This is a genomic window from Chloroflexota bacterium (assembly GCA_020850535.1).
In the GTDB taxonomy this organism is placed as follows: Bacteria; Chloroflexota; UBA6077; order UBA6077; family JACCZL01; genus JADZEM01.
Window position 1 is genome coordinate 1 of sequence record JADZEM010000045.1, and the last position, 12965, is coordinate 12965.

Consider the following 12965-nt stretch of genomic DNA (forward strand, 5'->3'; position numbering starts at 1 on the left):
GCCGCCCGGACCCACCCTTCAGCCGCGCCAGCTCATCCTTGACCTGAGCCAGCTCCGTCCGCAGCGCACGGTTCTCGGCCGCCAGCTCCTCCACCAGGCCCAGCAGCGCCCGGATCGCCTGCCGCGCTCCCACGTCCGCGATCGACGCCAGGTCCAGCCCCGCAAGCGCCTCAGGGATCGGCCGCTCCGCCATCTCGCTCCACCCTCAATGGTCGGCCCCAGCTTACGTCCACTCCACCACGCCACGCCACCCGCCCTGGCTCAGCCACCTGCTACCCTGCTCGATTGAGGAGGTACCTGACCACGCTCCACCACTATTGGAACGGTACACCCAACCTGCTGAGGCCGCGTAAAGGGTATCTGCTCCCGGTCGCGCAGCCACCTCGTTCGTGCTATAGGGAGTATTAGCCGCCAAAGTCCAGGTTGCCCCTCCATCAGTTGAGCGGTACCCCTTTCTAAGCAGGGACGACGTGCGTCCCCAGATGTAGATGAGATTCGGCACTTCCGCTGGAATGAGCAGCACATCCACGTAGGCTATGTCGTGCCCACTGTTCTTCTGGACCCAACCGCCAGCTTCCCTGGCTATGAGACCGTTTCCATTCGTCCCAACAAACACATACGGTGGGGCAGGGAGCGCCGCAGGGGCTGCGCCGAACGATACTCGTCCTTGCCCGAACACTGAATCGGGGCCGCTCGCACCAAGGTCTTGCACATTCTGCCGAATGTAGCCCGCCACAGTCGCTGCATTCGCTGACGGTTGCGCCTGCCTCACCAAGGCCGCGAGACCGGCAACAAGCGGAGCTGCTGCCGATGTTCCCGTAACGGGACTGCCGATGGAGGTGATGGCATACTCGACCGGGGCGACCACATCAGGCTTGACAGTGCCATCGGAGGTTGGCCCCTGACTGCTGTAGGCAGTGATGGTTGTAGGGGCACTGATGGGCACGGCACCGACAGTCAATGTGCCTGTGCTCTTATTGTCGGCAGGATTCATTAGACTGTATGACGGCGTATATCCGTCAATCACATGCGAGGTACTCATGACCTCCAGTGTGTTGTTAGTCGATCCTGTTGCCCGAACGATCTCCAGGTAGTAGTCTGATGTCCCTCCACTCGATGGCGTATGGGTAAGTCTCTCGTACGGAATCGATCCGCCGGTACAGTTGGTCTGGGTATCCGCTCCACCGCTACCTACTCGATTCCCTGGCAAGCGTATGGGGCTATTGTAGAGGAATATATCGAAGTCATTGCATGGAGCGTTCCAGTTATCGCTCCATCGTAGTTGAATTTCGATCTGCTGTCCTTGAGGGACACTTGGGATTTTCATGGTCTCTGTGACACCGTTGAAATTGTGCACAGAATTAGGCTCAGTGTCGTTGAATGTCCCCCTCCAATGCTGCTGTGCACGATTTCCGGCAGCCTGGACCCACACGATATTCCCGTTAGAAGTCGCGTTGCTGACGATGGAGTTCAGGAATCCAGTTCCGTCACCCGGTCCATCGTACCGCCATTGCATCGACATGTTCACGACTTGAACAACCTTATCTGGCTGCATGAAACAGTCAACGACATTGTCAATCGCATCAAAGCCAGCTACTCGTGCAATGGATACCTCTGCTTCCGGCGCTAGAGCATGTATGATCTCCAATACACCAGTCCCATGATACCTTTGTGCATCGTTGATATCTCCCTCGATATTTCCGTTGACAGGATCGTGACATGATGTATCGATCACCGCCGGCAGTGCCTGCCCTTGGTGCGACGTGTAGTCCCTAAACCCCCAATCGATTACACCGATGCGAATCGTGCGCCCCGTGAAGCCGTTTGAGTTCCAGCCCGCTGAACCAACCATCTGGATCGCATCGGCCACCGTTTCATTGGCGGCAGGTATAGGCGCGGGCGGAGCATCGAGGTTGGCGATAGATGGCTCATGCTCTAGCTTGAGGATTGTAGATGGCGTAGCCCAGATTTCGAAGTACCTTTCGCTCCGGTCAGTCTTTGGCGCTCCCGCAGTTCGAGCCAGTGTTGCACCTGCTGCTTGTACTGCAGCGCGCGCGGCATCAGCTTGGCCTGGCATAGGCCGGATTGCAGCAAGGAGCCGACCCTGCCTTTCAGAGACTCGCTGTCTCATCGCCTCAGCGGCAACCTGCCCACGTGCATCAGCATCAAGAAGATCCTTCAGCTGCCCCGATAGACGCGAGGTGTTGCGATATGCGGAGCGCCAGTTGGGTGGGGCTGCGGAGCTTCCCGGGGAGGCGGTGGGTTGCGCGGCTGGCTGCGAACCCTGGGAGGGCGGAGCAGGGCTTGCTGGCGGAGCTACGGGAGTAGGAGACAGCGCTTGCCGAACTGCGTCGTGTTGGATGCCGACTTCAGCGGCGAACGTGCTCGACCTGACACAGGTCAAGAGAAGAACGAAGGCGAGCAGTAGCTGCAAAGCTCCTTGACCAAGGGAACGCGTGGGGAGCCTCCAGATCGCCGTTTTCGTCTCGGGACGAAGGCGCACTTCGCGAGTGCCCTCTGGCCGAAACTCGCCGCCGAATGTACACTAATGCTAGCATCGACTGCAAATATAATATTCCATTGGGCTTCCGTGAGTGTTCAAAATGCGCTATGGTAGAGCAGAAGTGCTACGAGCGAAACTGCCCCGTGTCCTCCCGATATCATTCGGGATCACCAGACTTTCAGGGTTATGCGTCGGAGGGTAAGCGGCATGTGGATGAAGGTGTACCGACTTGTCCTTGTGGCGACGATGTTCGGCGCGACCCTAGGATGTGGTCCTCCCATGAGCGTCGAAAGCAGTGCATCCGAAGTTTCGATCCAGGCAATAACAGCGGACCCGGCCGCCTTCGACGGAATGCGCGTTCGTGTCAAAGGAAGGTTTCTGGATACTGGCGGTGTAGGTACTCCCGCATGCGAACGTTCCGGATCAGGAGTCCCAACTTTCATAGATGCTTACGTTGCGCCGCCGACAGACATGTATTTGGTGGGAGATGGAGCTAGTGGAGATCCGCCTCGACTGGCGCTCCAACTAACGAGTGAGCCGGGAAGACGACCGCCGGGATCCGGAACGCCCAAGGTGCCGAATCGTACGGAGATGACTCTCGTCGGCACAGTAGTCAATGCTCAGTTCGAAGACCTATGCATCAAGGGGAGGTACTACAAGAGTGCGTGGTTCGTCGTTAGCAAAGAGGAAAACGCCGAGTATTTCTGGAAGTAGAAACCATCTCAGACCGCCGCTCCAGAGGTTCCGCTGCTTGAAGCTGCTACGATGCAATGAGCGAGACAGGCGCATTTCACTGTCTCGTCGACGTTGGGCCGGGGCTACGGCGGCGGAACTTTCCGCCGCCACAGCGTTGAACCTATGACCAGCGGGTCTCGGTCCAGGAGAGCGGCACCTGCTCCTCGATCTTGGAATCGTCCAGTTCCATGCCGAGCCCGGGCCGGTCGTCAAGCGTAATCACACCGCCCACCGGAGTAACGGGATTGCGCAAAAACCACTGATGGATGACGTTCCACTTGATGAGGTACTCCTGCAACGGCACCAGCGTCGCCGGCTGGGCGGCCGTCACGTGCGCGCCGGCGTTCGAGGAGTGCCCGTGCGGGATGACCGGCAGGTCGTAGGCCGAGGCCAGCGCCAGGATCTTGAGCGTCTCCGAGATGCCGCCGCACCAGTAGATGTCTGGCTGAAGCACGTCAACGGCCTGCGCGTCCATCAACTGCTTCAGGCCCCAGCGGGTGTACTCATGCTCGCCGCCGGAGATCGGGACGACTGACTGCGCCCGGATCTGGGCGTAGCTGTCGATCTTGTCGGGGAGGACCGGCTCCTCGATCCAGCGCGGGTTGAACTCGGCCAGCAATTCGGCCATCTTGATCGTGTACGGCACGTCCCAGGACATCCAGGCGTCCAGCATGATGTCCACGTCGTCGCCGACGGCCTCGCGGACGGCGCGGACCATCTCGACGTTCTTGCGGATGCCCTCGCGGCCGTCGGTCGGCCCCTCGCGGAAGAACCACTTCATCGCCGTGAAGCCGAGATCCTTGTACTCCTTCGCGCGGGCGGCAGCCTTCTCCGGCTCGACCGAGAACCCGAGCATGCTGGCGTAGCAGGGGATCTCCTTGCGGGTCGGCCCGCCGAGGATCTTGTAGACCGGCGCGTTCAGGATGCGGCCCTTCAGATCCCAGAGGGCGCAGTCCACGGCGCTGATGGCGATCATCGTACTGCCCTTCCGTCCGTGGACGGAGTGGCGGTACATCTTGTCCCAGAGCAGCTCGTGGGCCATCGGGTCCGCGCCGATCAGCAGCCCCTTGAGCTGGGTGTCGATGATGAAGGCGTACTCCAGGGTGATCGGCCCGCCGATGCCGCTCAGGCCCTCGTCGGTGACGATCTCCAGGAAGACCGACGACATCCGGTACTTGCCGTCAGCGATCTTCTCCAGCCACGCTGGCCCTTCGGTCTTGTGCTCGGCGTACACGTCGATCGGGCGGACAAGGCGTTCTTCCCAGAACTCGCCGGGGAACTCCATCGTGCCCTTGAGCTGGAACAGCTTGACATCGGTGATCTTCATCGGTCGTCATCCATCAGGCGGCCCACGGTGGCCGGGATTGCGTTCAGGGCGATACTGAGACGGTACCCGTCGAGCGCGGTCGTCGCCAAGCGCGAGGCGCGCGCCAGCGCGCGCCGGGCGATATCGCCGTGCGTGTGACGAGGGGCCACGGCACGCGCGGCACCGCGCGTTTGACGCGCCCGGGACGCCTCGCTATCATGGGGCATCCTGGCGGGGGTGCGAGCGTCCGCATGGTGACCTACCTTCTGGAGCGTGTAGGGCGGTCGCTGCTGGTGCTGCTCGGCGTGATCCTGGTCGCCTACCTGCTCGTCCTGCTGACGGGCGACCCGGCCGGCGCGATTGCTGGCCCCGACGCCTCGCCGGCCGACGTCGAGCGGGTGCGCCGCGAACTGGGCTACGACCAGCCGCTGCCGATCCAGATGGTGCGCTATGTCTGGAAAGTGCTGCAGGGCGATTTCGGCCGTTCCTCGACCTATCGTCAGGCCGCGTTTCCGCTGATTCTCGAACGGCTGCCGGCGACGCTCGCGCTGGCCGCCGCTGCCATGCTGGTGAACCTCGTCATCGCGCTGCCGCTCGGCGTGCTGTCGGCGGTGCGGCGCGGCGGCGTGGTGGACGTGCTCGGCACGCTGGTCGTGTTTGCCGGCCAGTCGATGCCCGTCTTCTGGATGGGCATCATGCTGATCCTGCTGCTCTCGCTGACGCTCCAGATCCTGCCGGCCTCCGGCTACGGCTGGCCGAACGTCGTGATGCCGGCCTTCGTGCTCGGGATCCACGGGGCGGCGTACCAGACCCGGCTGCTGCGTTCGGCCATGCTCGACGTGCTGAGCCAGGACTACCTTCGCACGGCCCGCGCCAAGGGCCTGCTGGAGCAGGCGGTCGTCGTGCGGCACGCGCTGCGGAACGCGCTGATCCCCGTCATCACGGCCAGCGGCATCCAGTTCGCCGTGCTGATGGGTGGCGCGGTCATCGTCGAAACCGTCTTCGCCTGGCCGGGCGTCGGCAGCCTGGCCGTCTCGGCGATCAACGGCCGCGACGTGTCGCTGGTCGTCGCGTCCACGTTCGTGTTCGCGGTCTTCATCCTGGCCGTCAACCTGCTGGTCGATCTGTCGTACGGGCTGGTCGATCCCCGCGTGCGGCTGACCTGACGGCAGGGTCGGCCACCAGGCACGCTTTCACAATCGAATCGCGTACCTGCGGACAGAAGGGGCACTGCGACCTTTGGAGAGGATCGAGTGGGAACAGTCCACGGTACAGAGCGACGAACATGGCGACGGCCGAGCGGGCTGGTGGCTCGGCTGAATCGATCCTGGCGGGCGGCCTAGATGGCGGCACAGGAGGCTGCGCTTCCGCTGCCCGAGGTGACGCCGGCCGCGCCCACGCGTCGCGCCCGCCCGAGCGCCCTGGCCCGTCTGCGCCGCGACAAGAAGGGGCGAGCCGGCATCGTGCTGCTGGCCTGCCTGCTGGCGCTAGTCTTTCTGGGGCCGGCCCTGCTCGGGCTGGACCCGCTCTACCAGGACCTGCGGGGGCGGTTAGCCCCGCCGCTCGGCTTCGAGAGGGCCGTAGCCGCACACCCGCTCGGCACCGATCAGCTTGGCCGCGACATGCTGGCCCGGCTGCTGGTGGGCGGGCAGATCTCCCTGGCCGTCGGCCTCTCGTCGAGCGTGCTGGCGGCCATCGTCGGCGTCGGCGCCGGGATGCTGGCCGGCTACACCGGGCGGTTCTGGGACGGCGTCATCACCTCCGTTGCCGACGTGCAGCTGACCTTCCCGAACATTCTGCTGGCGCTCTCGGTGATGGTGGTGCTGGGGCCGGGCATCGGCAACCTGATCCTGGTGCTGGTGCTCTCAAGCTGGGTCTTCCAGGCGCGCATCATCCGCGCGGACGTGCTCAGTCTGCGGCATCGGGATTTTGTCGATGCCGGGCGGGCCATCGGGGCCACGGACGGGTACCTGCTCGTGCGCTACATCTTGCCGAACATCTCAGGCGCGGTCCTCGTCCTCTTCACGTTGACGCTGGTGCGGGTGATCCTGGCCGAGGCGTCGCTCTCGTTCCTGGGGCTGGGGATCATGCCGCCGGCCCCCAGCTGGGGCGGCATGCTGGCCGAGGGACGGCAATACCTCTCCAGCGCCTGGTGGGCCGGCACGTTCCCGGGCCTGCTGCTGATGGCGACCATCGTCGCGATCAACCTGATCGGCGACGCCCTGCGCGACATTCTGGACCCGCGCCTGTAGCGTGCGGGTGATGAGGGAGTGGCATCGCACCCGGCGACCGGCCGAGAGGCGTGTCATTCAGAGGCCCTGGCCGCTCGCCGCTGGTGGCGGCCACCGTGACCCTTCCAGGAGGCAGGCTCGATGACCCCCTTCGAACGCGGACGACGCCCGCTGCCGCTGAGTCGGCGGCGCTTCCTGCAGCTCGGTCTGCTGACCACCAGCGGTCTGGCGCTGAGTGTGGCCTGCGCCCCGCAGGCGCCGGCCGCGAAGCCGGCCGAGGCCCCCAAGCCGGCCGCCGAAGCCGCGAAGCCCACGGCCGTCCCGACGATTGCCGCGCCGGTCGCGCCGCAGGCCCAGGCCGCGCCGACCAGCGCGCCGGCCGCCGCCCCGACCAGCGCGCCCGCCGCCAACGCGCCGGCCCAGAAACCGGCCGCCGCCGTCGCCTCGAAGGGCGACCTGACGGTCATCCAACAGTTGCCGATCACCACCCTCGACGCCACGATGGAACAGTCACTGGCGATCCTGAATCCTGCCATCCACATGGCCGATCCGCTGGTCTTCCGCGAGCCGAACGGCAGCGTCAAGCCACACCTGGCGACCGCCTGGACCTACCCGAACGACAAGACGCTGCGCTTCAAGCTGCGCCAGGGCATCAAGTTCCACAACGGCGATCCGCTGACCACTGACGACGTGGCGTTCACGTTCATGCGGCTGCTCGACCCGAAGACCGGCTCGCGGCAGACGCCGGTGCTCACGTCCATCGCCGAGGTCAAGGCTGTGGACGGCGAGACGGTGGACTTCCTGCTCAAGGAGCCGAACGCCACGCTGCTCGGACGGATCAGCATCCTGCCGATCGTCCCGAAGAAGTACTTCGACTCGGTGGGCGGCACCGACGCCTTCGGGCAGAAGCCGATGGGGACCGGGCCGTTCAAGTTCGTGGAGTGGGTCAAGGGCCAGCACGTCGTCATGGAGGCGAACCCGGACTACTGGATGGGCGCGCCGAAGCTGAAGACGATCAAGTACCGGCAGATCGCCGAGGACAACACCCGCGTCACCGAGCTGCTGACCGGCAACGCCGACCTCGTGAACAACGTGCCGCCAGAGCTGGGCCAGAAGGTCAAGGCTGACGCCAAGACCGAGTTGCAGACGGTCCGCGGCCTGAGGAACGTCTACCTGAAGATCAACACCAAGAAGGCGCCGTTCTCCGACCTCAAGGTTCGGCAGGCGTTGAACCACGCCATCGACGTGAAGCTGATCGTCGAGACGGTCCTGGGCGGCAACGCCGTCCCGACGCCGGGCGGCTACATGGGGCCGGGCGTCTGGGGCTACTCGAAGGACGTGGACAAGGAGCGGTATCCGTTCGACCCCGCAAAGGCGAAGGCGCTGCTGGCCGAGGCCGGCGTCAAGCCCGGCAACATCATGATCCTCTCGGCGAAGGGCCGCCTGCTCAACGACGCCGAGGTGGTGCAGGCCATCGCCGGGATGCTCCAGAACGTCGGGTTCAACCCGCAGGTGAACCTGCTCGACTTCACGGTGGTCACCGACGAGTGGAACCGCAAGTACAAGGAGGAGATGGATCTGCACCTCTGGTCGAACGCCAACAACACGGCCGACGCCGACTACAACTACAGCACCAACTTCTACACCAAGAACTCGGGGCTGTACTGGGGGACCGAGGAGTTCGACAAGCGGGTGGTGGCGGCGCGCGGCATCCTGGAACCAGACCCCCGCGACAAGGCGTACCAGGAGATCGCGAAGACGCTGATCGACGAGGCCGTGGCCGTCCCGATGTACGACCAGATGGACAGCTACGGCGTGAGCAAGCGGCTCAAGGGGTTCCAGGCCCGCGCCGACGAGCTGATGTACCTGTACGGGGCGTCCATCGAAGGGTAACGGAGGTGGCCCGCCACACCGCGCCGGGGGCCGGCGCGAGCGTCGACTGCGCCGAGGCGAATCGTCACCTCCCCTCGCCCGCGCACAGGGAGAGGGGGTTGGGGGTGAGGGCGCTCCGGCTTGCGGTCGGCGGGTGGGGGCCTTCTCGTCTTCGGTGGTCAGTCCTCGGACTTGGGGTTGAGCTGCTTCTGGGCGTCCGCGATCAGCCCGAGGCTGCCGCTGCCCGAGCCGAGCAGGCCCGTCCGGACGTAGGTCTCCAGCTTGTCGCGGGTGTCGGCGATGTCCAGGTTCCGCATCGTCAACTGGCCGATGCGGTCCTCAGGCGTGAAGAACATCTCGCCCTTCTCCATCGTCAGCCGCTCGGGCTTGTAGGTCAGGTTCGGGCTGACGGTGTCCAGCAGCGAGTAGTCGTTGCCGCGCCGCAGCTCGACAGTCACCTCGCCGGTGATGGCCCGCGCCACCCAGCGCTGGGCCGTCTCGCGGAGCATCATCGACTGCGGATCGAACCAGCGGCCCTGGTAGAGCAGCCGGCCCAGGCGGCGGCCGTTGTCGCGGTACTGCTCGATGGTGTCCTCGTTGTGGATGCCCGTGACCAGCCGCTCGTAGGCGATGAACAGCAGCGCCATGCCCGGGGCCTCGTAGATGCCACGGCTCTTGGCCTCGATGATGCGGTTCTCGATCTGGTCGCTCATCCCAAGGCCGTGGCGGCCGCCGATGCGGTTGGCCTCGTCCATCAGGGCTACGGGGTCGTCAAACGTCGCGCCGTTGAGGGTGACCGGCTGCCCGTCCTCGAACCCAACCGTCACTTCCTCGGCCTTGATCTGGACGTCATCCTTCCAGAACGCCACGCCCATGATCGGGTCCACGATCTTGACTGAGGTCTTCAGCTCCTCGAGGTCTTTCGCCTCGTGGGTGGCTCCGAGCATGTTGGAGTCGGTCGAGTACGCCTTCTCCAGGCTCATCTTGTAGTCGAAGCCGGCCTTCGCGAGGTACGCCGACATCTCGGCGCGCCCGCCCAGCTCGTCGATGAACGCCTGATCGAGCCACGGCTTGTAGATGCGGAGCTGCGGGTTGACCAGCAGGCCGTAGCGGTAGAACCGCTCGATGTCGTTGCCCTTGAAGGTGCTGCCGTCGCCCCAGATGTGGACCTCGTCCTCGCGCATCGCCAGCACCAGCATCGTGCCGGTCACAGCCCGCCCGAGCGGTGTGGTGTTGAAGTAGGGGACGCCGCCGGTCGAGATGTGGAACGCGCCGCACTGGAGCGCCGCGATGCCCTCGGCCACGAGCTGCTCGCGGCAGTCGATCAGGCGCGCCTTCTCCGCGCCGTACTGCATCGCCTTGCGCGGGATCTCGTCGTAGTCCGGCTCGTCAGGCTGTCCGAGGTTGGCGGTATAGGCGAACGGGATGGCGCCCTTGCCGCGCATCCAGTGGAGCGCGGCGCTGGTGTCGAGGCCGCCCGAAAAGGCGATGCCGACGCGCTCACCCGAGGGGACGTGCTGGAGGATGTTTGACATAGCGGCCCCATCATAACGAAGAGCCGCCCGCCCTCGCTCGGAGGGCGGGCGGCCACGGAGGGCAGCGCGACGCTCGTCACTCGCCGCTGCTACCAGGCCAGGGCGTAGGCCACCCGGCGCGGGTCGGCCCCGGCCGTGAAGGTGCCCTTGTCGCGGTCGATCCAGATGCCGCAGACGCTGCCGGCGGCCGGGTGCCAATCGTCCCAGGCCATCACGTCGTGGCCCTTCGCGGCCATTGCGTCGAACGCCTCGCGGCCCATCCGCCGTTCCATCTTGAGCAGGTTCGGGTTGTAGGGGTGCGGGTCCGCCGTCATCGGGAAGCTGTACGAGGAGAGGCGCGGCGCTTCGGCGGCCTCCTGCGGGTCCATCCCGAACTCGATCACGTTCAGCAGGAACTGCAGCATCGCCTGGGGCTGCACGTCAGCGCCGGGCGTGCCGAACGGCATGATCGGCTTGCCGTCCTTGAACAGGATGAACGGGTTGGTGGTCAGGCGCGGGCGCTTGCCCGGCTGGATGGAGGCCGGGGCGTCAGGGTCGAGCCAGGACTGCACCCCTCGCGGCGAGATCACGAACCCGAGGCCCGGGACGACGGGGAGCGTGAAGCCGTCGCTGGGCGTGGCCGAGAAGACGTTGCCTTCCTGGTCCACCACGGCAACGTAGCTGGTGTCCGGCGGCAGCGAGACCGGGCCGGGCGCCGACGCCGACGGTTCGGAGCGGGTGCGGCTGCCGACCTCCGAACGGGCGGGCATCTCGGGATTGGCCCGGTTGCGGTCGATGCGGGCGCGCCACTGCGCGGCGTGATCCTCGGAGAGCAGCTCGTCAATCGGCACAGGGTAGAAGTCAGGATCGCCGATGTGGTGGTGGCGGTCCGAGAACGCCGCCTTGAGCGCCTCGGCGATCAGGTGCAGGTACTCGGGCGAGTTGTGGCCGAGACCTTTCACGTCGTACCCGCGCAGGATGTTCAGCGCGATGGGCAGCGTCGGCCCCTGGGACCACGGCCCGCAGCCGTAGACTTCGTACTCGCCGTAGGTGACCTTGATCGGCTCGACGACGGGCACCTGGAACTCGGCCAGATCCTCATAACGGAGCAGGCCGCCGTTCTCCTCGCTGAACGCCGCGATCTCCTGGGCGATCTCGCCGCGATAGAACAGATCGCGGGCCGCCTGGTAGCCGGCCGAGCGGCTGGTCCGCGCGCCGCTCTCGTAGGCGGCGATCAGCCGGCGGAAGGTGCGGGCCAGATCCTTCTGGTAGACGGTCTCGCCCACGGCCAGCGGGCGGCCCTCTGGCAGGAAGACGGCCGCCGTCCCGGGATACGAGCCGAGCTTCTTGGCCCGCGCCTCGACCGCCGTTGCGAGCAGGTCGTACATGACGTAGCCGTTCTCGCAGAGGTCAATCGGGTCGGCCAGGATCTCGCCCAGGGCCATGGTGCCCCAGCGGTCGAGCGCCTGGAGCCAGGAGTCCGGCGCGGCCGGGGTCACGCACTGACGCATGTCCCGAGCGAGGTTGCCGGTGGACTTGTCGCGGACCGTCTCGATGGACGCGAGCTTCGGCCAGCGGCCGACGCCGGCCAGGGTGACGGTCTCGCCGGTCTTCGCCGAGTGCAGGATGACGGGGGCCACGCCGCCGAAGTTCACGAGGTCTGGCAGCAGGATGCCGATGCAGATGCCGGCAGCGACGCCCGCGTCGATGGCGTTGCCGCCGCGATCCAGGATCCGCTGGCCGGCCAGCGCCGCGAGATGATGGCCCGCTGAGATCGCGCCGCGCCGGCCCCGAACGGCTGGCCTGCGGGTCTGGCGCGGTCCTTCAAACAGCTCACTGGTGTCGACGGTGCGAGTCTGCGCGATGGCCATCGGCTGCCTCCTGGGGGTTCGGCTGCGAGCGGCGCGCGAGCTGCCCGGAACGGCTGTGGGCGCGGTCCGTGGACGGACGCCCACCCCGATACCGTTCGGACCGATCCCTGGCACGGTACCCGGAGTGTGCAGCGGATTGCCAGTGATCCCGAGGCGCAGACACGCCGATTGCCTGTTGGGCGCGTCGTGCGGCATCGGGGCTTGAAAGCCCAATGCCGTTCAGAGAGGACGCCATCCGCACCGCGGGCGTGTGGGAGTCGGACCGTCGCCATTCAGGTCTACGCGCTGACGCTCGTGGTACGGCAGCGCGACGCGTGCCAAACTGCACGGCATTGGGAGTCGGTCCCACTCGGGCCTGGGGACATCGTCCAGGCCGTGCCGGCGATGTAGAGATGCTGGCCAGGGCTGACCGTTGCACCGAACCCGTCCGAGCGCCAGTTGCTGTCCTGGGCGTTGAACCGGAAGTCGCGGTTCCAGACCGGGTCGCCCGCTGCCGAGACCTTCCGAAGGAGCGTGCCTCCTTCGCCATCCCCGCCGACGACGTAGGCGTGCCCGAGGTTGTCAACGGCAATGTCGTTGCCGAAGGCGATCGAATTGCCGGTACTTGCTCCGAACTGACGAACCCAGGCTAACTCCTGGGCGAGCGTCCTTGCCGTGGGAAGCACCAGGGTGGCCGCGAGCAGCAGGCTGCACACGACGATCCGCGTCCGCAGGGACAGCATGGTTCCTCCTCGTTGGCCGGCCGCCTAGAAGCCCGGCCGACAACCGGGCCTGCTGAACGCGCTCGGCACCAGCGAGAGTTGCCAAGCGCGTGAGGTGGTTCTGGGCGAAGGGCAAGCGAGCGGAGGGTCGACGGGCCAGGTGAGGGCCAGAGCGCCGGTCCGCACGACCGGGAGCAGCCCCACGAGGCCAAGAAGCAGCCCAAGGGCAGCC

At 65.8% G+C, this 12965-nt stretch carries 9 protein-coding genes; 3 read left to right on the plus strand and 6 right to left on the minus strand.

Annotated features, from left to right (window positions below; genetic code table 11):
* The 3 genes from IT306_07305 to IT306_07315 all read right to left on the minus strand — a co-directional run.
* Positions 1 to 193, minus strand: a 193-nt coding sequence (locus IT306_07305) for a hypothetical protein (protein ID MCC7368210.1), incomplete at its 3' end; no start/stop codon positions are given.
* Positions 194 to 223: 30 nt separating this feature from the next.
* Positions 224 to 1870 carry a S8 family serine peptidase gene (locus IT306_07310; GenBank protein MCC7368211.1) on the minus strand — a complete coding sequence of 549 codons (1647 nt, stop codon included), beginning with the start codon at positions 1868 to 1870 and terminating at the stop codon, positions 224 to 226.
* A 1489-nt stretch (positions 1871 to 3359) separates the two neighbouring features.
* Positions 3360 to 4565, minus strand: a complete 1206-nt coding sequence (locus tag IT306_07315) for a mandelate racemase/muconate lactonizing protein (GenBank protein MCC7368212.1) — start codon at positions 4563 to 4565, stop codon at positions 3360 to 3362.
* 230 nt (positions 4566 to 4795) lie between these two features.
* On the opposite strand from IT306_07315, the gene IT306_07320 reads away from it, so the two are divergent.
* The 3 genes from IT306_07320 (at position 4796) to IT306_07330 (ending at position 8668) form a co-directional block, all read left to right on the plus strand.
* Complete coding sequence (locus tag IT306_07320; GenBank protein MCC7368213.1) at positions 4796 to 5710, plus strand: ABC transporter permease; 915 nt, start codon at positions 4796 to 4798, stop codon at positions 5708 to 5710.
* 177 nt (positions 5711 to 5887) lie between these two features.
* Positions 5888 to 6796, plus strand: a complete 909-nt coding sequence (locus IT306_07325) for an ABC transporter permease (GenBank protein MCC7368214.1) — start codon at positions 5888 to 5890, stop codon at positions 6794 to 6796.
* Between the two features lie 120 nt (positions 6797 to 6916).
* Positions 6917 to 8668, plus strand: coding sequence for a hypothetical protein (locus IT306_07330; GenBank protein ID MCC7368215.1), 1752 nt, complete (start codon positions 6917 to 6919; stop codon positions 8666 to 8668).
* A 158-nt stretch (positions 8669 to 8826) separates the two neighbouring features.
* Here the strand turns inward: IT306_07330 and argG are convergent, their stop codons facing one another.
* From argG to IT306_07345, 3 genes are all read right to left on the minus strand, one after another.
* Complete coding sequence (gene argG / locus IT306_07335; protein ID MCC7368216.1) at positions 8827 to 10182, minus strand: argininosuccinate synthase; 1356 nt, start codon at positions 10180 to 10182, stop codon at positions 8827 to 8829.
* An 89-nt stretch (positions 10183 to 10271) separates the two neighbouring features.
* Positions 10272 to 12032, minus strand: a complete 1761-nt coding sequence (locus IT306_07340; GenBank protein ID MCC7368217.1) for a gamma-glutamyltransferase family protein — start codon at positions 12030 to 12032, stop codon at positions 10272 to 10274.
* Positions 12033 to 12310: 278 nt separating this feature from the next.
* Positions 12311 to 12754: an SBBP repeat-containing protein gene (locus tag IT306_07345; GenBank protein MCC7368218.1), complete on the minus strand. Its 444-nt coding sequence runs from the start codon at positions 12752 to 12754 to the stop codon at positions 12311 to 12313.
* Between the last annotated feature and the right edge of the window lie 211 nt (positions 12755 to 12965).